Origin of the sequence: Shinella sp. WSD5-1 (assembly GCF_963942435.1) — a bacterium.
Taxonomy (GTDB): Bacteria; Pseudomonadota; Alphaproteobacteria; order Rhizobiales; family Rhizobiaceae; genus Shinella; species Shinella yambaruensis.
In genome coordinates this window covers 476,666-499,673 of record NZ_OZ012597.1, presented here as the reverse complement: position 1 = coordinate 499,673, position 23,008 = coordinate 476,666, and the positions used below count along the sequence as shown (strand labels likewise).

The 23,008-nt window shown below is 65.6% G+C and carries 23 protein-coding genes; 20 read left to right on the top strand and 3 right to left on the bottom strand.

What is annotated here, in order from left to right; all coding sequences use genetic code 11:
- Positions 1–20: 20 nt before the first annotated feature.
- The 7 genes from phnC (at position 21) to phnN (ending at position 7,101) form a co-directional block, all read left to right on the top strand.
- Entirely contained in the window at positions 21–869 is an 849-nt protein-coding gene (phnC, locus tag AABQ55_RS25485) for a phosphonate ABC transporter ATP-binding protein (protein ID WP_244766036.1), read from the top strand.
- A gap of 81 nt (positions 870–950) precedes the next feature.
- Positions 951–1,856 (top strand): phosphonate ABC transporter substrate-binding protein, encoded by a 906-nt coding sequence (gene phnD / locus AABQ55_RS25480; RefSeq protein WP_244766037.1) that lies wholly within the window; start codon positions 951–953, stop codon positions 1,854–1,856.
- Between the two features lie 223 nt (positions 1,857–2,079).
- A complete protein-coding gene (gene phnE, locus AABQ55_RS25475; protein WP_272808039.1) occupies positions 2,080–3,036 on the top strand; it encodes a phosphonate ABC transporter, permease protein PhnE in 957 nt (318 codons plus the stop codon).
- Positions 3,037–3,045: 9 nt separating this feature from the next.
- Positions 3,046–4,548 carry a phosphonate ABC transporter, permease protein PhnE gene (phnE, locus tag AABQ55_RS25470; RefSeq protein WP_272808040.1) on the top strand — a complete coding sequence of 501 codons (1,503 nt, stop codon included), beginning with the start codon at positions 3,046–3,048 and terminating at the stop codon, positions 4,546–4,548.
- 105 nt (positions 4,549–4,653) lie between these two features.
- Positions 4,654–5,361 carry a DUF1045 domain-containing protein gene (locus AABQ55_RS25465; RefSeq protein ID WP_272808041.1) on the top strand — a complete coding sequence of 236 codons (708 nt, stop codon included), beginning with the start codon at positions 4,654–4,656 and terminating at the stop codon, positions 5,359–5,361.
- A gap of 1 nt (position 5,362) precedes the next feature.
- Entirely contained in the window at positions 5,363–6,502 is a 1,140-nt protein-coding gene (locus tag AABQ55_RS25460) for an alpha-D-ribose 1-methylphosphonate 5-triphosphate diphosphatase (protein WP_272808042.1), read from the top strand.
- A gap of 2 nt (positions 6,503–6,504) precedes the next feature.
- Positions 6,505–7,101 carry a phosphonate metabolism protein/1,5-bisphosphokinase (PRPP-forming) PhnN gene (gene phnN, locus AABQ55_RS25455; protein ID WP_272808154.1) on the top strand — a complete coding sequence of 199 codons (597 nt, stop codon included), beginning with the start codon at positions 6,505–6,507 and terminating at the stop codon, positions 7,099–7,101.
- Between the two features lie 111 nt (positions 7,102–7,212).
- On the opposite strand, the gene AABQ55_RS25450 is transcribed toward phnN, so the two are convergent.
- The 3 genes from AABQ55_RS25450 to AABQ55_RS37805 all read right to left on the bottom strand — a co-directional run bounded on the left by AABQ55_RS25450 (position 7,213) and on the right by AABQ55_RS37805 (position 9,720).
- The gene (locus AABQ55_RS25450; protein WP_272808043.1) at positions 7,213–8,652 is read right to left on the bottom strand and encodes a cryptochrome/photolyase family protein; all 1,440 of its coding nucleotides are present in this window, start codon (positions 8,650–8,652) and stop codon (positions 7,213–7,215) included.
- A gap of 7 nt (positions 8,653–8,659) precedes the next feature.
- Positions 8,660–9,025 (bottom strand): YbaN family protein, encoded by a 366-nt coding sequence (locus tag AABQ55_RS25445; RefSeq protein ID WP_244766043.1) that lies wholly within the window; start codon positions 9,023–9,025, stop codon positions 8,660–8,662.
- Between the two features lie 380 nt (positions 9,026–9,405).
- Positions 9,406–9,720 carry a DUF2934 domain-containing protein gene (locus AABQ55_RS37805; RefSeq protein WP_272808044.1) on the bottom strand — a complete coding sequence of 105 codons (315 nt, stop codon included), beginning with the start codon at positions 9,718–9,720 and terminating at the stop codon, positions 9,406–9,408.
- A 400-nt stretch (positions 9,721–10,120) separates the two neighbouring features.
- Between AABQ55_RS37805 and AABQ55_RS25435 the strand changes: the two genes are divergently transcribed.
- The 13 genes from AABQ55_RS25435 to AABQ55_RS25375 all read left to right on the top strand — a co-directional run bounded on the left by AABQ55_RS25435 (position 10,121) and on the right by AABQ55_RS25375 (position 22,937).
- Positions 10,121–10,504: a hypothetical protein gene (locus AABQ55_RS25435; RefSeq protein ID WP_272808045.1), complete on the top strand. Its 384-nt coding sequence runs from the start codon at positions 10,121–10,123 to the stop codon at positions 10,502–10,504.
- A gap of 101 nt (positions 10,505–10,605) precedes the next feature.
- A complete protein-coding gene (locus AABQ55_RS25430) occupies positions 10,606–13,524 on the top strand; it encodes a monovalent cation/H+ antiporter subunit A (protein ID WP_272808046.1) in 2,919 nt (972 codons plus the stop codon).
- Positions 13,524–13,862 (top strand): Na+/H+ antiporter subunit C, encoded by a 339-nt coding sequence (locus AABQ55_RS25425; protein WP_244766047.1) that lies wholly within the window; start codon positions 13,524–13,526, stop codon positions 13,860–13,862. Before AABQ55_RS25430 ends, AABQ55_RS25425 begins: the two co-directional genes overlap by 1 nt.
- Positions 13,859–15,496 (top strand): monovalent cation/H+ antiporter subunit D, encoded by a 1,638-nt coding sequence (locus AABQ55_RS25420; RefSeq protein WP_272808047.1) that lies wholly within the window; start codon positions 13,859–13,861, stop codon positions 15,494–15,496. Before AABQ55_RS25425 ends, AABQ55_RS25420 begins: the two co-directional genes overlap by 4 nt.
- A gap of 1 nt (position 15,497) precedes the next feature.
- On the top strand, positions 15,498–15,974 hold the full coding sequence (locus AABQ55_RS25415) for a Na+/H+ antiporter subunit E (RefSeq protein ID WP_272808048.1): 477 nt from the start codon (positions 15,498–15,500) through the stop codon (positions 15,972–15,974).
- Positions 15,971–16,252 carry a K+/H+ antiporter subunit F gene (locus tag AABQ55_RS25410; RefSeq protein WP_244766050.1) on the top strand — a complete coding sequence of 94 codons (282 nt, stop codon included), beginning with the start codon at positions 15,971–15,973 and terminating at the stop codon, positions 16,250–16,252. The genes AABQ55_RS25415 and AABQ55_RS25410 overlap by 4 nt, the downstream gene beginning before the upstream one ends.
- On the top strand, positions 16,249–16,644 hold the full coding sequence (mnhG, locus tag AABQ55_RS25405) for a monovalent cation/H(+) antiporter subunit G (protein ID WP_272808049.1): 396 nt from the start codon (positions 16,249–16,251) through the stop codon (positions 16,642–16,644). The genes AABQ55_RS25410 and mnhG overlap by 4 nt, the downstream gene beginning before the upstream one ends.
- Before the next feature lie 177 nt (positions 16,645–16,821).
- A complete protein-coding gene (locus tag AABQ55_RS25400) occupies positions 16,822–17,544 on the top strand; it encodes a FadR/GntR family transcriptional regulator (protein WP_244766052.1) in 723 nt (240 codons plus the stop codon).
- Complete coding sequence (locus tag AABQ55_RS25395) at positions 17,541–18,713, top strand: PLP-dependent transferase (RefSeq protein ID WP_244766053.1); 1,173 nt, start codon at positions 17,541–17,543, stop codon at positions 18,711–18,713. Before AABQ55_RS25400 ends, AABQ55_RS25395 begins: the two co-directional genes overlap by 4 nt.
- Positions 18,714–18,753: 40 nt before the next feature.
- Positions 18,754–20,013: an ABC transporter substrate-binding protein gene (locus tag AABQ55_RS25390; protein WP_272808050.1), complete on the top strand. Its 1,260-nt coding sequence runs from the start codon at positions 18,754–18,756 to the stop codon at positions 20,011–20,013.
- An 86-nt stretch (positions 20,014–20,099) separates the two neighbouring features.
- Positions 20,100–21,023, top strand: coding sequence for a carbohydrate ABC transporter permease (locus AABQ55_RS25385; protein WP_272808155.1), 924 nt, complete (start codon positions 20,100–20,102; stop codon positions 21,021–21,023).
- A gap of 4 nt (positions 21,024–21,027) precedes the next feature.
- On the top strand, positions 21,028–21,858 hold the full coding sequence (locus AABQ55_RS25380) for a carbohydrate ABC transporter permease (RefSeq protein ID WP_272808051.1): 831 nt from the start codon (positions 21,028–21,030) through the stop codon (positions 21,856–21,858).
- A gap of 11 nt (positions 21,859–21,869) precedes the next feature.
- Positions 21,870–22,937 carry an ABC transporter ATP-binding protein gene (locus AABQ55_RS25375; RefSeq protein ID WP_272808052.1) on the top strand — a complete coding sequence of 356 codons (1,068 nt, stop codon included), beginning with the start codon at positions 21,870–21,872 and terminating at the stop codon, positions 22,935–22,937.
- Positions 22,938–23,008: the final 71 nt, after the last annotated feature.

The window sequence follows — 23,008 nt, the reverse complement described above, 5'->3', positions numbered from 1 at the left end:
CGGGAAAAAAGGGATCCACCATGTTTCGACTGAAGAATGTCACCCGCCGCTTCGGCGAGCGCGTTGCGGTCGACGATGTGACCTTCGACATTCCGCAGGGCCAGATGGTCGGCGTCATCGGCCGCTCCGGCGCCGGCAAGTCCACCATGCTGCGCATGATCAACCGCCTTGCCGATCCGAGCGAGGGCTCCATCCACTTCAATGACGTCGAGGTCTCCGCGCTGCGCGGTGCGGCATTGCGCAACTGGCAGCGCGACTGTGCGATGATCTTCCAGCAGTTCAACCTCGTGCCGCGCCTCGATGTGCTCACCAACGTCCTGCTCGGCCGCCTCAACCATCGTTCGGCCGTCCTGAGCATCCTCAATCTCTTCACCCGCGAGGAGCGTATCATGGCGATCGCCGCGCTCGAGCGCCTCGGCATCGAGCAGACCGCGCTCCAGCCGGCCGGCACGCTCTCGGGCGGCCAGCAGCAGCGCGTGGCGATCGCAAGGGCGCTGATGCAGGCCCCCAAGATGCTGCTCGCCGACGAGCCTATCGCCTCGCTCGATCCGCTCAACGCCAAGATCGTTATGGACGCGCTGCGCGACATCAACGAGCGCGAGGGCATCACCGTCATCACCAACCTGCACACGCTGGATACGGCGCGCGCCTATTGCGAGCGCATCATCGGCATGGCGCATGGCCGCGTCGTCTTCGACGGTCCGGCGCGCGACCTCGACGCCGAGGCGGTGCGCACGATCTACGGCACGGGCGCCGATGGGGCGGCGATCGACGAGAGCGTCACCTCCACGGCGATCCGCAACCCGGCCCGCCAGGACAACACCAAGGAATCCGCCGGCCCGACACCGCTGGCACTGGCCGGCCTTTGAGCCGACCGGGATCGATCGGCCCGCGTGAAGGGCCATCATTTTTCAAGAGTCCGGCGAAGCCGGTCAAACAGGAGAAAGACCATGCTGAAGAAAGCTCTTCTCGGCGCCGTCGCGCTCATCGCGCTCGCCGGCCATGTGCAGGCTGAAGACCTCAAGGAATTCCGCGTCGGCATCATCGGCGGCGAGAACGAAGCCGACCGCCTGCGCAACTACCAGTGCCTCGGCGATCACCTGAAGGCCGAGCTCGGCTTCGAGAAGGTCTCGTTCTTCCCGGCCGCCGACTATGACGGCGTTATCCAGGGCCTGCTCGGCGGCACGCTCGACTATGCCGAACTCGGCGCGTCCGGCTTTGCCAAGATCTACCTCGCCAAGGCCGACGCCGTCGAGCCGATCCTGACGACCGTCCAGACCGACGGCTCGACCGGCTACCACTCGATCATGGTTGCCCGCAAGGATTCCGGCATCACCAAGCTCGAAGACCTGAAGGGCAAGAAGCTCGGCTTTGCCGACCCGGACTCCACCTCCGGCTACCTCGTGCCGCTCGTCACGCTGCCGGAAGCCATCGGCGGTCCGGTCAAGGAATATTTCGGTGAAACCGGCTTCGGCGGCGGCCACGAGAACCTCGTCCTCGAAGTCATGAAGGGCACCTTCGATGCCGGCACGACCTTCGGTTCGGGCGTCGGCGAGTGGAAGGACGGTTACACCTCCGGCAACCTGCACAAGATGGTCGAGAAGGGCATTCTCGACATGAACGAGCTCGTCGAACTCTGGAAGTCGCCGCTGATCCCGAACGGCCCGATCGTCGTTCGCACCTCGATGGCCGACGAGACCAAGGCGAAGTTCAAGCAGTTCATGCTCGACCTGCCGAAGAAGGACGCCGCCTGCTTTGCCGCCGTCATGGGCGGTGACTTCACCTCGTTCACGGAAGTCAATGTCGACTTCTACAAGCCGATCATCGACGCCCGCAAGGCGACGATCGGCGGCTGATCGCCAAACAGCATCTGGCGCCGGCCACAACCCGACCGGCGCCTTTTGCTGACGTCGTTACCCCACTCTCGACGTCATCCTCGGGCTTGACCCGAGGATCCACGCCGCATCCGGAGCGTGGATGGTCGGGTCAAGCCCGACCATGACAGAAGAGAGGTTGCGGACTTTATCGACGATCAGACGAGCGCACACAGAACTCTGCCGAGACGGACAGACCATGGCCATGAACACGCTTCACGACGGCTTCAGCGAGAAGGGCGCGCTCATCGAGCGACACTGGCAGGAGCTGAACGCCCGCCGCCGGTTCTATACCTGGCTCGGCCTTGCAATCCTCGCCATGGCGCTCACCGGTTCGCTCTGGTTCGCCAACGAGACGAATGCCGGAAAGTTCTTCGACCGGCTGCCGCATTTCTTCGATTTCGTCGGCGACATGGTGCCGCGCGACGGGCTGGAGGTCTTTCGCGCGCTGTTCGACCTGCCGTCGCCCTATGACGACGGCAGCTTCAAGTACAACTACCCGGAGGGGCGGCTCTACATCACCGGGAGCCTCTATGTGCCGGAATATTTCCACAAGATGCTGGAGACGCTGAACATCGCGCTGTTCTCCACCATCATCGGCATGGTCTTCGGCTTCCTGCTCTGCTTTCTCGCGGCGAAGAACCTCGTCGCCAATCGCCTGCTGCGCGGCTTCGTGCGCCGCTTCATGGAGATCCTGCGCGCCTTCCCGGAAGTCGTGCTCGCCGGTTTCTTCCTCGCCATCCTCTCGCTCGGCCCGCTGCCTGCCGTCATCGCCGTGTCGATCCACACGGTCGGGGCGCTCGGCAAACTGTTCTTCGAGGTGGTCGAGAATGCCGACATGAAGGCGGAGGAGGGGCTTCGCGCGGTCGGCGCAAGCTGGGTGGAGCGCGTCTGGTTCGGCATCGTGCCGCAGGTGCTGCCGAATTTCATGAGCTACTTCCTGCTGCGTCTCGAGATCAACGTGCGCGCCTCGACCATCATCGGCGCCGTCGGCGGCGGCGGCATCGGCGAATTGCTGCGCCTGTCCATCGGCCAGGGGCACCAAGCCAAGACGCTCGCCATCGTGCTCCTGCTGCTTGTCACCATCATCGCCGTCGACCAGTTTTCCGCCTGGCTGCGCCGCAGGCTCGTCGGCGACCACGCCTTCCGGCTGGCCCAATAGGAGAGCGCCATGACGACCCTCAATCCCGCTCAGATGGATGAGATCGCGGCACGCCATCCGGCCGTCTTCCACCGCTCGTTCTGGCAGCGTTTCCGCGTCGCCATCATCGCCGGCGGCTTCGTGCTCTATGCGCTCTATTGCTGGTGGTTCTTCGCCATCGGCCATGTGCTCGGCACGGCGAACTGGAACATTGCCGGCACCTATCTCGCCGACTGGGTCTCCTACGAGGTGCGCCCGGAAGTGACCATCGATCCCGACGGCGCGATGAAGCTGACCTATCCGCGCTTCTCTCCGCTCGGGCCGAATGCCGAGCCCGACTGGGTCGAGATCGAGCGCGGCACGATGACCCGCACCACGCCTTCCGCCGGCGCTGCGGCGGACACCGCCCAAAAGCCCGCCTCGATGGGCTTCATGGGAACGGGCGGCAACATCGGCGGTTCGGCCACCGCCGCCAATGCCATGGCGACCGCGACCACCCGCGAGGAGGAGGTGGTCAGGCGCGCGAAGATCACGCTCAATTCCTCGACGAGCGTCGAGGTCGTGCCGGACCGGGTGACGGTGCGGCATTCCGGCGAGACCCTGCTCGTCGATATCGCCGGCTCCAATATGACGGTGGAAGGCGCTCTGCCGGCCTGGGCGACGCAGAAGGCGCCGGGCGAGAAGATCACGCTTTCCTTCGGTGTCGCCGGCTGGGGCGAGATCGAGCCGGACGACATCTCGATCCGCAAGCGCTTCTTCGGCTGGGCGAACTTCCTTTTCGACACGAACTCGCCCTTCCACGGCAAGCCGCTATCGGAGGTCCTCTCGCTGGTGACGTCGGGCGAGCGCATAGACCCGAAGCAGTCGAACCTGTCGCTTGCCTGGGGAAACATCCTCTACAATGCGGAATGGCAGCATCTCGATGTCTGGACGAAGCTGCTCCAGACCATCGTCATGGCCTTCGTCGGTACGCTCTTCGCGATGCTGCTCGCCTTCCCGCTGGCGTTCCTCGCCGCGCGCAACATCACGCGCAGCTGGATCTCCAACCAGGTGACGAAGCGTCTCTTCGATTTCCTGCGCTCGGTCGACATGCTGATCTGGGCGCTGTTCTTCACCCGTGCCTTCGGCCCGGGGCCGCTCGCCGGCATGTCGGCGATCTTCTTCACGGATACGGGCACGCTCGGAAAACTCTATTCCGAGGCGCTGGAGAACATTGACGACAAGCAGCGCGAAGGCGTGAAGTCGGTCGGCGCGGCGCCGGCCGCGGTGCAGCGCTTCGGCGTGCTGCCGCAGGTCATGCCGCTCTTTGCCTCCCAGGCGCTTTATTTCTGGGAATCGAACACCCGTTCTGCCACGATCATCGGCGCGGTCGGCGCCGGCGGCATCGGCCTCAAGCTCTGGGAAGCGATGCGCACGAATTCCGACTGGGAGAATGTCGCCTATATGGTGCTGCTGATCCTCATCGTCGTCTTCGTCTTCGACGGCATATCCAACGCGCTGCGCTCGCGCCTGATGGGCAAGCCGGCGCATTGAGCGAGGAAAGACCTGGCGTGGCGGCATGATGCTGCCACACGAATCCCTTCAAGTGCCGACGCCGCCGGTCCGGCGGCGTCAAATGACTGCCACAGGAATGAGCCATTGCGTTACGCCCTCTATTTCACCCCGCCCGCAAGTGACCCGCTGACCCTCGCCGCCCAGCGCTGGCTGGGGCGCAATGCATTTACGGGGGCGGCGCTGGAGCAGCCGGCCGTGAACGGCTTCGATGCGGCCGCGCTTGCCGGCCTGACGGCCGATCCGCGCCGCTATGGCTTCCACGCCACGCTGAAGGCGCCTTTCGCGCTTGCCGAGGGGCGCAGCGAAGCGGAACTGTTGGCCGAAATCGGCCGCTTCGCCGCCGAGGTCGAGCCATTCGAGATTCCGCAGGCCGTCGTCGGCCGCCTCGGCTCCTTCTTCGCGCTGGTGCCCGGCGATCCTTGCGAGCCGCTGCAGGCCTTTGCCGGCGAGGTGGTGCGCCGCTTCGAGCGTTTTCGCGCGCCGCTCACCTCGGCCGACATCGCCCGCCGCAAGCCGGACGAGCTCACGGCCGAAGAACGCCAGAACCTCGTGCAATGGGGGTATCCCTATGTCTTCGACACGTTCCGCTTCCACATGACGCTGACGGGACGCGTTCCTGTGGAGCGCCGCGCGGCCGTCGAGGCCGCGCTGCTTGCGCATTTTTCCGATTTCCATGAGCGCCCGCTGGCGATCGAGGGCTTGGCTCTCTTCCGCGAATCCTCGCGCGGCGCTGATTTCACCGTCCATTCGCTCTTCCCGCTGACAGCCGGAGCCAACAGAAAGACCGCCTGACATGACCCGCGAAACCGTTCTTTCCAATGCCCGCATCGTGCTTGAGGACCGGATCCTCGACGGCACGCTGGTGCTCCGCGATGGCCTGATCGCGGACATTTCCGAGGGTTCTTCCGCCGTCGGCGAGGACATGGAGGGCGATTACCTGCTGCCCGGCCTCGTCGAACTGCACACCGACCATCTTGAAGCCCACTATTCGCCGCGCCCCGGCGTGCGCTGGGGGCTGACGGCGGCGATCCAGGCGCATGACGCCCAGGTCGTCACCTCGGGCATCACCACCGTCTTCGACTGCCTGCGCATGGGCTCGGACGAGGACGGCGGCTTCGAGCAGGGTGAGATGCGCGCCATGGCCGATGCCATCGCCGACGCGCAGGACGAGGACCGCCTGCGCGCCCAGCACCTCATCCACCTGCGCTGCGAGGTCTCGACCGACAACGTGCTCGACCACTACGCGGAATTCGAGGACGATCCGCTGGTCCGCCTCGTCTCGCTGATGGACCACGCACCCGGCCAGCGCCAGTTCCAGACGCTGGACCAGTACATCCTCTACTACAAGAAGAAGCGCGGCCTGACCGACGAAGAATTCGCCGCCTTCTGCAAGCGCCAGCAGGACCTTTCCGCCCGCTATGCCAAGCCGCATCGCGATGCGATCGCCGCCTCCTGTGCGGCCCGCGACATCTCGGTCGCCAGCCACGACGACGCGACGCTGGAACATGTCGAGGAGGCGATCGGCTACGGCATCCGCCTTGCCGAGTTCCCGACCAGCTTTGACGCCGCCAAGGCCTCGCACGGCGCCGGCATGAGCGTCCTGATGGGCGCGCCGAACATCGTGCGCGGCAAGTCGCATTCCGGCAATATCGCCGCCCGCGACCTCGCCACGATGGGCGTGCTCGACGTGCTCTCCTCCGACTACGTGCCCTTCAGCCTGATGCATGCGCCGTTCATCCTTGCCGACGAGGTCGAGGGCATCGACCTGCCGCGGGCGATCGCCATGGTCTCCACCACGCCGGCCCGCACCGTCGGCCTCGACGATCGCGGCGCCATCGCCAGGGGCCTGCGCGCCGATCTCGTGCGCGTGCGCCGCCCCTCCGGCGTTCCGGTCGTGCGCTCGGTCTGGCGGCAGGGCAGGCGGGTCGCTTGAGCATGGAGGCCGAAATCGTCTCGGCCCGGCCGCTGCCGGTTGCAGCCGGCACGATGGTCGTCGTCGTCGGCCCCAGCGGCGCGGGCAAGGACAGCGTCATGTCCTATGCCGCCCGGCATTTTGCCGGCGAGCCGCGCCTCGGCTTCGTGCGCCGCGTCATCACCCGCCCGCCGGATGCCGGCGGGGAGGCGCATGAGGCGGTCGATGCGGCCGGTTTCCAGGCGCGGGCGGCTGCCGGCGCCTTTGCGGTCTCCTGGGATGCGCACGGCCTTTCCTACGGCATTCCGCGCGAAACCCTCGACCAACTTTCGGAGGGCATGACGCTGGTCGCCAATGGCAGCCGGTCGGCGCTGCCCGCCTTCGCCGCGGCCTACGGGCGGCTGAAAATCGTGCAGATCACCGCCCGCGCCGACATCCTCGCCGCGCGCCTCGCCGCCCGAGGCCGGGAAAGCGCCGAGGCCATCGCCCGCCGGCTCGATCGCGCCGTGCCCGAGATCGCCGCTGCCGATACGGTCGTCATCGACAACAGCGGCGCGCTGGAAGAGGCGGGCGATGCCTTCGTGCGGCTGCTTGCCTCCGCCCTTGCACGGAACGATTAGGGCATTTCCGCTTTTCTCCGAATCGCGAAAACGCTCTATCTCCTTGTTTTGCCGCATTTCCGGACGCAAAACCGCTTCGCACTTTTGCTGGAAATGCTTTTGGGCTCCGGCTCAGTCCGCCTTCAGCGCCTTGAAGGCGGCAAGCGCCCGTTCGCGGGCGCGGGCGTGGTCGACGATGGGCTTCGGATAGGTTCTGCCGAGATCGACGCCGGCGCTCTTCAGCGCGGCCTCCGGTGCGGCGAAGGGCTTGTGGATCCAGGCGGCATCCAGGTTTTCCAGTTCCGGCACGAAGCGCCGCACATAGCTGCCGTCCGGATCGAATTTCTCGCCCTGAAGGATGGGGTTGAAGATACGGAAGAAGGGCGAGGCATCCGCGCCCGAGCCGGCCACCCATTGCCAGTTCGCCGCGTTCGACGCCGCATCGGCATCCACCAACGTGTCGCGGAACCATTTCTCGCCGTGCCGCCAGTCGATCATCAGGTGCTTGATCAGGAAGGAGGCCGCGATCATGCGCACGCGGTTGTGCATCCAGCCGTACTGCCAGAGCTGCCGCATGCCGGCATCGATGATCGGATAGCCGGTCAGTCCGCGCGTCCAGAGCGTGAAGGCCTCGCCGCGTTCCTTCCAGGGGAAGGCATCGAACCGGTCGTTCCAGTTCTTCTCCGCAAGGGCGGGAAAGTGGAAATGCAGGTGGTAGCAGAATTCCCGCCAGGCCAGTTCCTTGCGGAAATGGACGAGATCGCCGGTCGGCGCGTCAAGCCCGCGCGTGGCGTGCCAGATGCGGGCCGGGGAGATTTCTCCGGGCGCCAGATATGGCGAGAGCATCGAGGTGGCGTCGACGGCGGGGCGGTCGCGGTTGGTGCCGTAGCCGTCGATCGCGCCGTTGACGAAGGCTTCGAGACGGTCTCGCGCGGCCGCTTCGCCCGGCGTCCAGACCTCCAGGAAGCGCGCGGCCCAGTCGGGTCTTGCCGGCGTGAGGCGCCAGTCCTCCAGGCGCTCCGACGCTGCGGCTTCGGAAAGGGCGACCAGCCGTGCCGGCGGGTCGATCGGTTCATGGGGTTCGCCGGCCCGTTCCAGCGCCTTCCAGAAGGGTGTGTAGACGCGGAAGGGTTTCTTGTCTCCCGTTAGCAGGCGGGTCGGGTCATGCAGCAACTGGCCGGCAAAGCTGATGGCGGCAAGACCGCGCGCCTTGAGTGAGGCCTTGATCGCGCGGTCGATCGCCATGCCCGGTGGATCGTGCCGGCGGTTCCAGTGGATGGTGTCGGCGCCGGTCTCGGCGATCAGCGCGTCGAGGATCGCATCGGCCGGCCCGCTGCGCAGGACGAGCGGCGCGCCGAGGCCGGAAAGGTTCCCGGCAAGCGCGGCAAGGGCATGGTGCAGCCACCAGCGCTGGGCGGCGCCGAGCGGGCCGGTTCCGGCCTCGGCGGGCTCCAGGATATAGAGCGGGATGACGGGACGACCGGTTTCGGCGGCGGCAGCCAGCGCCGCATTGTCGTCGATGCGCAGGTCCTTGCGGAACCAGACGATGACCGGAGCGTGGTGCGTTGCCATCGGGCGGTCACCTCTTTTGCGGCAAGGGGCGGGTCAGGATGAAAAGGGCGCTAGCCGAGAGCACGAGACCGACCACGACTGCAAGAAGAGGCGACGGCGCCGTGCGATAATAGAAGAAACCGTAGCTTGCGACGATGAGACAGATGGCGATCGTCTTTGCGCGTGCCGAGATCGCGCCCTCGCGCCGCCAGTTCGTCAGCGGCGGGCCGAGGGTGCCGTGGTTCAGCAGCCACCGTTCGAGGCGTGGCGAGGAACGGGAAAAGCACCAGGCCGCGACGAGCAGGAACGGTGTTGTCGGCAAGAGCGGCAGGAACACACCGACAATGCCGATCGCCGTCATCAGCAGGCCTGCCGCCATATAGATCGATCGCACCGGGAATCCTCGTTTCAGTCCGCATCGACCGTTCACATAGAGCGTCGCGGCGCCGTCTCCAAGGGCGCCGATGCCGCAGCGGCGAGCGAACGGCTCACGGGAAAGGATCGGCGCGCAGGGCCGGAGCATGAGAGGGCGTGGGGTACGGATCGGACAAGACCTGAAGCATGCCCGGTGAAAGCCGGCTTACCGGACGCGATCCTGTCTCTTGTCTTTGCCGCATTGTCCGGCGCTGAAACGATGCCGCTTCGGCTGGAGGAACGTCTCGATCCAATCGCCGACTGCCGAGGACGCCATGGGGTGCCGGAGGCCCGCGGGAAATGAAACCGACACGCCATGCCGGCTGTGCCGGCATGGCCGTTTCTGCCGCGTGACGAGGCTCAGGCTTGCTTGCCGTTCGTCGTGGCCTTGACGGATTTCGCCTTGGCGGCGATCGGCTTTTCCGCCACGGCTTCGGCCTTCTTCCGCGGTTTGGCCGCCTCGGATTTTTTCGCCTGCGCCTTCTCGGAGATCTCGATCAACGGCTTCCTGGCACCGGCCTGCCTGGTCTCCGGGGCGAGCGCCACGCGTTCGAATTCGTCGCGCTCGTGCACCGCCTGTTCCCAATGCTCGGCGTCATGGCCGTGGGGCCTTCCCGCCTCTTCCCAGAGCGTGTAGGCTCGCTTGCTGATCCATTCCCTTCGCGCATCCGTCATCGCTAATCCCCGTTCGAGAGTGAACTGACGCCGTGCCGCCGATGTGCCTGAGAGGGGCAGGATCGGGACACGGAACTCGCTGGACGGCCGGGAAGATATCGACCGGCGGGTCCAGATATTCGGCGCACCGTGCGCTCCGGGCATCGCCCATGGGAGCAGGTCTGCTTCATGCGATTCGCTCATCTAGAATGCGCCCAAAGCGGCATGGCATCAAGCGCGCGGGGGTGCGACAGGATGACGACCTGCGGGCAGGGAAAGCAAAAACATGCTGCCGGCCGCGGCAAATCGGCGTAATTCCGGAAAAGTTTCATGCTTGCGGGTGGACAGCGCCAATCCTGCCAACGTATTGTCCGGATGAGAGAATATTCAACGCGGGCGACGGATTCGAAAGGCAGGGCGTTTGGCAGCGACAGGGCAACAGCATCGACCTGTTCGTCGGGCTTTTTGCCTCTTCTGCACGGCGCTTACCTGCCTTTTGCTGTTGATATCCATGCTCTCGGTGCCTTCTGCCACCGGTGCCGGTTCGAAGATGCTTCGTTACGGTATCCAGAAGACTGCAGGCCACCCTTCGGCGCTTCCCGATGCCGAATGCCGCAAACGCATCGTTGCCGGGAAAATGACGCCGCTCGACAGCGCAGGTGCCGATCCCGCCTGCCTGCCGGCGCGGGAGGCTTTCGGCCCGAAGGGCTTGATGGCCGCCATGGCCGTCGTCGCGCCTTCTGGCTCCGGCATCGGCCGCATGGAGATGCGTGGGGCGCGTGCCCCTCCGTTGAATCTCGCCTGACGACCGCTCCGATCGTCCCGTCGGTCGCGCGCGGTCTTCCCGATATCGCCGGCGTGCCGGCGCATGAGAAGCTCTGACGTTCGAAAGCGATCGATCAAACGATGACAGGTGAAATGACTCTGGTCCTGCTGGTCTGCCTTCCCTTCGCGGGAAGCCTTGCGGCGACCATTCTGCTGCGGACCGATTCGAGGGTCCTTGCCGCGCGCATGTCCGGTACCGTGGCCTTTGTCAGCCTGGCGCTGACGGCCGCGCTCTATCCCGCGGTGCGCGACGGCGGCAGGGTCCGGCTCGATCTCGAATGGCTGCCGCAGCTCGGGCTCAACGTCACGCTTAGAATGGATGGCTTCGCCTGGCTCTTTGCGATGCTCATCACCGGCATCGGCTGCCTCATCGTGCTCTATGCGCGCTACTACATGTCGGAGGAGGATCCGGTCCCGCGCTTCTTCTCCTTCCTGCTCGCCTTCATGGGCTCGATGCTCGGCATCGTGCTGTCGGGCAACATCATCCTGCTCTCGGTGTTCTGGGAGCTGACCAGCATCTTCTCCTTCCTTCTGATCAGCTACTGGCACAACAATGCCGCCGCCCGCGACGGTGCGCGCATGGCGCTGACGATCACCGGCATCGGCGGCTTCTGTCTGCTCGCCGGCCTCCTCGTGCTCGGCCATATCGTCGGCAGCTACGATCTCGACGTCGTGCTTTCGTCCGGTGATCAGATCAAGGCGCATCCGCTCTACCTGACGGCGCTCGTACTGATCCTCATCGGCGCGCTGACGAAGAGCGCGCAGGTGCCGTTCCACTTCTGGCTGCCCAATGCCATGGCCGCGCCGACGCCGGTCTCGGCCTATCTGCATTCGGCGACCATGGTGAAGGCGGGCGTCTTCCTGCTCGTGCGGCTCTGGCCGGCGCTGTCGGGCACCTATGAATGGTTCATGCTAGTCGGCATCGCCGGTGTCAGCACGCTGATCCTCGGCGCCTATTTCGCGATGTTCCAGCAGGACCTGAAGGGGCTGCTCGCCTATTCGACGATCAGCCATCTCGGTCTCATCACCACGCTGCTCAGCCTCGGCAGCCCGGTTGCGGCCGTCGCGGCGATCTTCCACATGATGAACCACGCCACCTTCAAGGCCTCGCTCTTCATGGCCGCCGGCATCATCGACCACGAGACCGGCACGCGCGACATGCGACGATTGAGCGGGCTCTTCAAATACCTGCCGATAACGGGCACGCTCGCCATGGTGGCGAGCGCGGCGATGGCCGGCGTGCCGCTGCTCAACGGCTTCATCTCCAAGGAAATGTTCTTCGCCGAGGCGGTGGAGACGCATGCCGATTCCGTGCTCGACCGCATGCTGCCCTATGTCGCCACGCTTGCCGGCGCCTTCTCGGTCGCCTATTCGCTCCGCTTCATCCACATGGTCTTCTTCGGCCCCGAGCCGACCGACCTGCCGAAGCCCAAGCCGCACGAGCCGCCGCACTGGATGCGCTTCCCCATCGAGTTCCTGGTGCTCGCCTGCCTCGTCGTCGGCATCATCCCGTCGCTCTCGATCGGCCCGTTCCTGCATTCGGCCGTCGTCTCGGTGCTCGGCACGCGCACGCCGGAATACAGCCTCGCCGTCTGGCACGGCATCAACACCCCGCTCATCATGAGCATGATCGCGCTCATCGGCGGCGCCGCGCTCTACGCGGTGCTGAAGGACTATCTTGCCAGATGCGACGACGGCCCGCCGCTCTTCCGCCATCTCGGCGGCCAGCGCATCTTCGAGCGCGTGCTCGTCACGGTCTCCTGGAAATGGGCGCGCTGGCTTGAGAGCCGCCTCAGCACCCGCAATCTCCAGCCGCAGCTGCGCCTCGTCGCGGCGGCCGGCTTGCTGGCGGGCGTTGTGCCGCTCTACATGGCGGGCTTTGCGCCGACGCCGCTGGTCTTCGGTGACATCGATCCCATCTTCGCCGCCATCTGGAGCATCGGCGCCTTCTGCGCGCTGGGTGCGGCCTATCAGGCGAAATATCATCGCCTTGCCGCGCTCGTCCTGCTCGGCGGCGCGGGCATCACGACCTGCATCACCTTCGTCTGGCTCTCCGCGCCAGACCTTGCCATCACGCAGCTCGTCGTGGAAATCGTCACGACGGTCCTGCTGCTGCTCGGCCTGCGCTGGCTGCCCAAGCGCTCGGAGAAGGTCGACAACTCCGTCACCCTGTCGGCCCGCAGCCGCCGCTTCCGCGACTTCCTGCTCGCGGTCTCCTGCGGCTTCGGCATGTTCGTCTTCTCCTACGCGATCATGAACCAGCCGGTGCCGGACGCCATTGCCAGCTACTTCCTCGAAAAGGCCTATACCGAAGGGGGAGGGCGAAACGTCGTCAACGTCATCCTCGTCGATTTCCGCGGCTTCGACACGATGGGCGAGATCGCGGTTCTGGCCATCGTGGCGCTGACGGTCTTCGCGCTCCTGCGCCGTTTCCGGCCCGCGCCGGACAGCATCGAGAAGCCGGAGCAGCAGCTTATCCAGGCCGCCTATGACGCCGAACGCCCCGAGCGCTCGGCGGGCGACACGGTGCGCGACTACCTGCTGGTGCCTTCGGTCATCATGCAGTGGATGTTCCCGGTCATCATCACCTTCGCCATCTATCTCTTCCTGCGCGGCCATGACCTGCCGGGCGGCGGTTTTGCCGGCGGGGTCACCATGGCGATCGCCTTCCTGCTGCAATATCTGGGCGGCGGCGTGCGCTGGTCGGAGGACAGGCTGCGCATCCTGCCGCTGCGCTGGATGGGCGTCGGCCTGCTGCTGGCCGCGATCACCGGCATGGGCGCGTGGGCGTTCGGCTATCCGTTCCTGACGAGCTATTCGCAATATGTCGAGATACCCTTCATCGGCAAGGTGCCGGCGGCGACCGCGCTGTTCTTCGACCTCGGGGTCTTCTCGCTCGTCGTCGGCGCGACGGTGCTGATCCTCATCGCGCTCGCGCACCAGTCCATACGCATGCATCGGGTTCGCAATCTCGAAGCCCCCAAGGCGGAGGAGGCCTGATGGAACTCGTTCTTTCGATCGGTATCGGCATCATGACGGGCTCGGGCGTCTGGCTCATCCTGCGCCCGCGCACCTACCAGGTCATCATCGGCCTCTCGCTGCTGTCCTATGCGGTGAACCTCTTCATCTTCGCCGTCGGCGGGGTGAAATCCAATGCTGCGCCGCTGCTGGAGGAGGGCGTCGACATCTCGACGATGACCGATCCGGTGCCGCATGCCCTGGTGCTCACCGCCATCGTCATCGGCTTTGCCACGACGGCGCTCTTCCTCGTGGTGCTGCTCGCCGCCCGCGGCCTCACCGGCACGGACCATGTCGACGGCAGGGAGCAGCCGAAATGAGCGGCTGGCAGCAACACCTCATCATCGCGCCCATCCTCATCCCGCTCGTCGCGGGCGCGCTCCTCCTGTTCTTCGACGAGCGCGACCGCGTCCTGAAGGCGATGATCAGCGTCGTGTCGTGCCTTGCGCTCGCCGCGATCGCCATCAGCCTGTTCCGCCTGGCGAACAACGGCCCGGACAGTTTCGAGGGTGTCTACCTGCTCGGCAACTGGCCGGCGCCCTTCGGCATCGTGCTCGTCGTCGACCGGCTCTCGGCGCTGATGCTCGTCCTCGCCTCGATCCTCGCCATCCCGGCGCTGGTCTTCGCGCTTGCCCGCTGGCATGCGGCGGGTGCGCATTTCCATTCGCTGTTCCAGTTCCTGCTGATGGGCCTCAACGGCGCCTTCCTGACGGGGGATCTCTTCAACCTCTTCGTCTTCTTCGAGGTGATGCTCGCCGCGTCCTACGGCCTCCTGATGCACGGCTCCGGCTCCATGCGCGTCAAGGCCGGCATGCACTATATCGCCGTCAACCTTGCCGCCGCGCTCTGCTTCCTGATCGGCGTCAGCGCCATCTACGGCTCGGCCGGCACGCTCAACATGGCGGACCTTGCCGTGCGCATCGGCGAGATCGAGGGCGAGCGGCGCATGCTGCTGGAGGCCGGCGCCGGCATCCTCGGCATCGTCTTCCTCATCAAGGCCGGCATGTGGCCGCTGAACTTCTGGCTGCCGGGCGCCTACAGCGCCGCGACGGCGCCCGTCGCCGGCATCTTCGCCATCATGAGCAAGGTCGGCATCTATGTCATCCTCCGGCTCTCGCTGCTCGTCTTCGGGCAGGGGGATTCGGCTGGCCTCGGCCTCAACGTGCTGCTCTACGGCGGCATGGCGACCATCGCCTTCGGCACGATCGGGGTTCTCGCCTCGCAGGCGCTCGGGCGGCTGGCGAGCTATTCCGTGCTCGTCTCCTCCGGCACGCTGCTGGCCGTCCTCGGCTTCAGCAACGGCCAGGTGACGGCCGGCGCGCTGTTCTACATGGTCAGTTCCACGCTGACGATCGCCGCCTTCTTCATGCTGATCGAACTCGTCGAGCGCGGGCAGGATGCGGGCGCCTCGGTTCTCGCCGTGACCATGGAGGCTTACGGCGATGCGGACGAGGAAGACGAGGAGGTCGAGGTCGGCGTCACCATGCCCGGCACGATCGCCGTGCTCGGCATCTGCTTTGCCGCCTGCGGCATCCTGCTCTCCGGCCTGCCGCCGCTCTCGGGCTTCGTCGCGAAATTCGCCATGCTGTCGGGCATGATCGGAACGGGTGCGAACAGCGAAGCGCCGATCGCCGCGTCCGCGTGGTGGATCGTCGGCCTGCTCATCCTGTCGGGGCTGGCGGCGCTGATCTCGATGACCCGCGCCGGCATCCGCACCTTCTGGGCCTCGATGGAGGGCACCGTGCCGCGCGTCCTCGTCATGGAGATGGCGCCGGTCATGCTTTTGATCGCGCTGACGCTGGCGCTCACCATCAAGGCCGGTCCGGCGATGGGCTATATGGAGGAGACCATCCGCAATCTGCAGCAGCCGGCCGTCTATATCGACGCCGTGATCAATGCACGCCGCGCAGGGGTTGCCGAACCCAGCGGACCGGACGGCGGGGGAGGGATCTGACATGCTGCCCTATCCGTTGCTCAGCGCCTCGCTCGTCATCATGTGGCTCGCCCTCAACGGCTTCACGCCCGGCCACCTCATCCTCGGCTGCATCGTGTCGGTCTTCGCCTCCTGGGGCATGGCGGCGCTTCGCCCCGTAAAGCCGCGCCTGCCGAAATGGTATCTGCTTCCGAAGCTCGTCGGCATCGTGCTCTACGATATCCTGCGCTCGAACCTTGCCGTCGCCTCGATCCTGCTGACCGGCGGCCGGCGCAAGCACAAGTCCGGCTTCATCACCGTGCCGATCGAGCTTGAAAACCCGACGGCGCTGGCGGTGCTTGCCGTCGTCATAACGAGCACGCCCGGCACGGCCTGGCTGGAATACAATTCGCTCAGCAAGACGGTGCTGATCCACGTCCTCGACCTCGTCGACGAGGCGGAGTGGCAGGCGCTGATCAAGACCCGCTACGAGGCGCTGCTGATGGAGATCTTCAAATGAGCCACACGATCCTCGCCTGGTCGGTCACCATCGCGCAGGTGTTCCTCGCCATCGCCATGGCGCTTGCGGCGCTGCGCATGTTCCGCGGCCCGCGCGCGCAGGACCGCGTGCTGGCGCTCGATACGCTCTATGTGAACTCCATGCTGCTGCTCATGGTCTTCGGCATGCGCACCGGCAAGGTCATCTATTTCGAGGCTTCGCTCGTCATCGGCATGCTCGGCTTCGTGGCGACCGTCGCCCTTGCCAAGTTCCTGATGCGCGGGGAGGTGATCGAATGAACGTGATCGAACATGCGGGCGACCTGCCGGCCTGGGCGGCGCTGGCCGTCTCCTTCTTCCTCGTCGTCGGCGCCGGCCTGACGCTCACCGGCACGATCGGCTTTGCCCGCCTGCCGACCTTCTACGAGCGCATCCACGCACCGACGCTCGGCACGAGCTGGGGCACGGGCGGCATCGTCATGGCCTCGATGATTTTCTTCACCGTGCTCGCCACCCGTCCCGTCGTGCACGAGATCCTGATCGGCATCTTCGTGACGGTGACGACGCCCGTCACGCTGATGCTGCTCGCCCGCGCCGCCCTGCACCGCGACCGGGCGGAGGGCAATCCGGAGGTGCCGGCCGAGGCGCCGCTCGAGCGGGAGGCCGAGGGGCAGCCCGCCGCGGGCGAATAGCGGCGAGGCTTTCCATTCCATCGTCATTCCCGGACGGGCCGATCTTTGATCGGCCCGTTTTTCATGGGCGATGAAGCTGCTCATGGATGATTGGCGCTTGACAGCCGAGGCTCGCCGCATAATGCTAAGATGTCAGACCAATTTGAGAAGCTGACGCGAAACAGGGGTATTGGCATCATGCCAGGCGAACCGAGCGACAGGCCGCAGATCGAGCCGTTGCCGCCCATCGACCGGGCGCGGCAGGTGACGGAGGCGCTCGCCTCCTATATCGACCGCGCCAGCCTTGCGGCCGGCGACCGGCTGCCGGCCGAGCGCGAGCTGATGGCGGCGCTGGCGGTCGGCCGCTCGACGATCCGCGAGGCGATCCGCCATTTCCAAGCGCTCGGCGTCATCGAGAGCCGAAAGGGCAGCGGCACCTATCTCCTGAAGCCGATCACCACGGCGACGGTGCACATGCCGCTCTCCTTCGATGCGGCGCATCTGCGCGACGTGCTGCTCCAGACGCTGGAGGTTCGCCGCGGCATCGAATGCGAGGCCGGCATGGTGGCCGCGCGGCGGCGCACGGCGGAGGACGTCGCCGTCATCGAGGCGAAGCTCGACGAGATGGAGCGGGTGCATCTCTCCAAGGGCACGTCCGGGCCGGAAGACCTCGCCTTCCACCTCGCCATCTACGATGCCACGCACAATCCGCTGTTCAAGCAGCTTCTGGAGCAGATGCGCGGCGCCTTCGAGCGCTTCTGGGAAAAGCCGTTCAACCGGCCGGACTTCGCCCGCCGTTCCTTCCCGTTCCACCGCACGCTCTTCAACGCCATCGCCGCCCGCGATCCCGAGGCGGCGCGGGCGGAAACCCTGAAGATCCTCGCCGTCGTCGAGGAAGACATCAAGGACATGTCCCGATGATCAACGGAGCCGATCCGTTCGACTTTGCCGCCCTCACCGTCGCCCATGACGAGGCGAACGCCTTCGACGCGGTGGTGCCGCCCATCGTGCAGACCTCGCTCTTCACCTTCAAGGACTATGACGAGATGGTGGCCGCCTATCGCGGCGAGATCGTGCGGCCGATCTACACGCGCGGCCTCAACCCGACGGTGCGCGCCTTCGAGGAGATGCTGGCGAAGCTGGAAGGCGGCGAGGACGCGCTGGGCTTTGCGAGCGGCATGGCGGCGATCTCCTCCACCGTGCTTTCCTTCGTCGAGCCGGGCGACCGCATCGTCGCCGTGCGCCATTGCTATCCGGATGCCTTCCGCCTGTTCGGCACGCATCTCAAGCGCATGAAGATCGAGGTGACCTATGTCGACGGGCGCGACGAGGAGGCGGTGGCAAAAGCCCTGCCGGGCGCCAAGCTGCTCTATCTCGAAAGCCCGACGAGCTGGGTGATGGAGGCGCACGATGTCGGCGCGCTCGCCGCCCTTGCCCGGCGCCACGGCATCGTCAGCGTCATCGACAACAGCTGGGCAAGCCCCGTCTTCCAGCGGCCGCTGACGCTCGGTGTCGATCTCGTGCTGCATTCGGCCTCGAAATATCTCGGCGGCCACAGCGACGTCGTCGCCGGTGTCGTCGCCGGCTCGAAGGAGCTGGTCGGCCGCATCCGCTCGGAGGCCTATCCCTATCTCGGCGGCAAGCTCTCGCCCTTCGACGCCTGGCTGCTGGTGCGGGGCCTGCGCACCCTGCCGATCCGCATGAAGGCGCACGAGGCCTCGGCGCTTGAAATCGCCAGGCGCCTGCAGGCGCTCGACATCGTCGACAAGGTCTTCCATCCAGCGCTCGCCAACCGCCTGCCGCCGGGATTGACCGGCACGTCGGGCCTCTTCTCCTTCACCTTTCGCGAGGGCATCGACATCCGCGCCTTCGCCGACCGCCTGACGCTCTTCAAGCTCGGCGTCTCCTGGGGCGGGCATGAGAGCCTGATCGTGCCGGGCGAGGTGGTGCTTCAGCAGAAAGCCGAGCCGAATTCCGCGCATGCCTTCGGCATCGATGCGCGGTCCGTGCGTCTCCATGTCGGCCTGGAGGGAACCGAGGCCCTGTGGAGTGATCTGGACGCGGCGATAACGGCCGCGACCGAAACCTGACGTCAAACTTCGAAGCAGAACCAGAAAAGAGGGAACGACCATGAAGAGACTTTTGACTGCAGCACTCATCACCACGCTGATGGCGTCGAGCGCCTTGGCCGATACGACGCTCAAGCTCGTCGAGGTGATCACCAGCCCCGAGCGCACCGAGACGCTGAAATCCATCGTCGGGAAATTCGAGGCGGAAAATCCCGGCGCCAAGGTCGAGATCATCTCGCTGCCCTGGGGCGAGGCCTTCCAGAAGTTCGCCACGATGGTCTCGGCCGGCGAGGTGCCGGACGTGATGGAAATGCCCGACACCTGGTTGTCGCTTTATGCCAACAACGGCATGCTGGAGAGCCTGGAGCCCTATCTTTCCAAATGGGAGCATACGTCCGGCCTGACGGCGCGTGCCCTGGAGCTCGGCCGCGACATCGACGACACGGCCTATATGCTGCCCTACGGCTTCTACCTGCGGGCCATGTTCTACAACAAGAAGCTGCTCGAAGAGGCCGGCGTTTCCGAGCCGCCGAAGACGCTGGACGAATTCGCCGAGGCCTCCAAGAAGGTTTCGGCGCTGCCCGGCAAATACGGCTATTGCCTGCGCGGCGGCCCGGGCGGGCTCAACGGCTGGGTGATGTTCGGCGCCACCATGGCCGGCGACAATAAATTCTTCAACGAGGACGGCACCTCCACCTTCAACAGCGAAGGCTGGGTGAAGGGCCTGACCTTCCTGATCGACCTCTACAAGAACGGTTACGCCCCGAAGGACAGCGTCAACTGGGGCTTCAACGAGATCGTCGCCGGCTTCTATTCGGGCACCTGCGCCTTCCTCGACCAGGACCCGGACGCGCTCATCGCCATTGCCGAGCGCATGAAGGCGGAAGACTACGGCATCATGACCATGCCGAAGGGGCCGGCCGGAAAGACCTTCCCGACGATCGGTTTCGCCGGCTGGTCGATGTTCGCCTCCAGCGCCAACAAGGACCTCGCCTGGAAGCTGATCGAGACGCTCGAAGGGCCGGAAGGCAATATCGAGTGGAACAAGCGCACGGGCGCGCTGCCGGTGCACACGTCCGCGGAGAAGGACCCGTTCTATGCCAGCGAGCAGTTCAAGGGCTGGTTCGCCGAGCTGGAGGACAAGGATGCCGTGCCGACCGTGATGCCGACGCATCTGGAGGAGTTCGCCTTCTTCAAGGATTCACTGGTCATCAAGACCTCGCAGGAAGCCCTTCTCGGCGACATCACGCCGGAGGACCTTGCCAACCAGTGGGCGGACTACCTGACCAAGGCCCAGCAAAAGTTCCTCGCCAAGAAATAGGCTGAGGAACGCTCCGGGCGGAGAAACGAGGCTCCGCCCGGAGACACTGTTTGGAACGCCCCGCCACCTTCAACGGAAGCGAGACGATGACCCTTGCCGCCCATCCGTACGCCGTGCGGCCGCTCAGGAAGCGGATTGCCGACGCATCGGAACCCTATCTCTACAGCGCGCCGGCGCTGATCCTCATCATCGCCGTCATGCTGGTGCCGCTGGTGCTCGGCATTTCCTATGCGTTCCGCGATATCCAGCTGCTGAACCCGTTTTCCGGCGGCTTCATCGGGCTCGATCATTTTCGCGCGCTGGGTGAGGACCAGGCCTTCTTCCGGGCGCTGCGCAACACGCTGTGGTGGACGGGCGCCTCGGTCTTCCTGCAGTTCATCTTCGGCCTCATCCTCGCGCTGCTCCTGGACAAGCCTTTTGCCGGCCGCGGCCTGGCGCAGGCGCTGGTCTTCCTGCCCTGGGCCGTGCCGAGCTTCCTTGCCGGCCTCAACTGGGCCTGGCTGTTCAACCCGGTCATCGGCCCGCTGCCGCACTGGATGCATGCGCTCGGCATTCTCGATGCGCCGAACAACATTCTCTCCGACCCGCAGCTCGCCATGTGGGGGCCGATCGCGGCCAATGTCTGGTGGGGCATTCCCTTCTTCGCCATCACCCTGCTTGCCGCGCTCCAGGCGATCCCGCGCGATCTCTACGAGGCGGCCAGCATCGACGGGGCAGGGCCGGTCCAGCGCTTCCTCTCGATCACCCTGCCGTTCCTCGCGCCCACCATCGCCATCACCATCCTGCTGCGCACCGTCTGGATCTCGAATTTCGCCGACCTCATCGTCGTCATGACGAATGGCGGGCCGGCCGACCGCACGCAGATCGTCGCCAGCTACATCTTCACGCAGGCCTTCAAGCGCCTCGATTTCGGCTACGCCTCGGCCATCGCCCTCGTGCTGCTGGTCCTGCTGCTCGCCTATTCCATGCTGATCGTGCTTCTGCGCCAGACGCTGCTGAACAAGGGGTGAGACCATGAGAAGCAAGCCTTTCCTCACCGTGGCGCACCGGCTCGCGATCCTCGCCTATATCGTCGTCGCGCTCTTTCCGCTGTTCTGGCTGCTCAAGGTCTCGGTGACGCCGAACGACCTGCTCTACAGCGAGGGCGTGCGCATGTGGCCCTCGCGCGCCACCTTCGAGCACTATACGTTCGTCATCGCCCACAGCGCCTTTCCGACCTTCTTCAAGAACAGCCTGATCGTCGCCGGCTCGACGGCCGTGGCGGTCACCATCCTCGCCTCGCTCGCCGGCTATGCCCTGTCGCGCTTCCGTTTCCGGGCGAAGTACTGGATCGTCGCCTTGATGCTGGTCACGCAGATGTTCCCGCTGGTCATGCTGGTCGCGCCGATCTTCAAGATGCTCTCGCCGCTCGGCCTCACCAACAGCCTGACCGGCCTCGTCATCGTCTACACCGCCTTCAACGTGCCCTTCGCCACCTTCCTCATGCAGTCCTTCTTCGACGGCATTCCGAAGGACCTGGAGGAGGCTGCGATGATCGACGGGGCGACGCAGTTCGTCGCCTTCCGCCAGATCATCCTGCCGCTGACGCTGCCCGGCATCGCCGCGACGCTCGGCTTCGTCTTCACCGCCGCCTGGAGCGAGCTGCTCTTCGCGCTGATGCTGATCTCCGGCAACGACGCGGCGACCTTCCCAGTCGGTCTTCTCACCTTCGTCTCGAAATTCTCGGTCGATTTCGGGCAGATGATGGCGGCGGGCATTCTCGCGCTCATTCCGGCCTGCCTCTTCTTCCTCCTCATCCAGCGCTACCTCGTGCAGGGCCTGACGGCCGGCGCGGTCAAAGGCTGAAAGGGTCTTCCATGGCTTCCATCGACATCCAGGACATCCGCAAGAGCTTCGGCACCTTTTCCGTGCTGCACGGCGTCGACCTCACCATCCGCGACGGCGAGTTCATCGTGCTGGTCGGCCCCTCGGGCTGCGGGAAATCCACGCTGCTGCGCATGATCGCGGGGCTGGAGGACGTCACGTCCGGCGACATCCGCATCGACGGCAGGCGGGTCAACGACCTTGCCCCGAAGGATCGCGACATCGCCATGGTGTTCCAGTCCTACGCGCTCTACCCGCATATGAGCGTCGCCGACAACATGAGCTACAGCCTGAAGCTCCGCCGCACCGCGAAGGAGAAGATCGCCAGCGCCGTCGGCGGGGCCGCTGCGAAACTCGGTCTCGATCCGCTGCTGGAGCGCCGCCCGCGCGCGCTTTCCGGCGGCCAGCGCCAGCGTGTCGCCATGGGGCGCGCCATCGTGCGCCAGCCGAAGGCTTTTCTCTTCGACGAGCCGCTGTCCAACCTCGACGCACGCCTGCGCGAACAGATGCGCGCCGAAATCAAGAAGTTGCACGGCGATCTTCATGCGACCTCCATCTACGTCACCCACGACCAGATCGAGGCCATGACGCTGGCGGACCGGATCGTCGCCATGCATGCCGGCGTCGTCCAGCAGGTCGGTACGCCGCTCGATCTCTACGACCGGCCGGCCAATCTCTTCGTCGCGGGCTTCATCGGCTCGCCGGGCATGAACTTCTTCGAGGGCTGCTATCTCGTATCAGGCGACCAGGCGGAGCTGCGGCTGGCGAACGGGGTGACATTGCCCGTCCCGCGAAGGGCCGGCATCGAATCAGGCGCGACGGCGACGCTCGGCATCCGCCCCGAGCATGTGGTGCTCGATGCGCACGGCGCGCTGGAGGCGAAGGTCGACCTCATCGAGCCGACGGGCTTCGGCATCATCATGCATGTGAGCATCCACGATGTCCCGATTAAAATTTTCACGCTCGACCGGGCGATGCTGGATCCCGGCCCGGCGGTCCGCGTCGACCTGCCGCAGGAGCGGCTTCACCTCTTCGGGACGCAGGGCCAGCGGGTGGAATGAAACGGGATCGTGAACACGATTTCGGTCCCGTCCAAAGACAATGTTAACCTTCATTTCCTAACCATCTACGC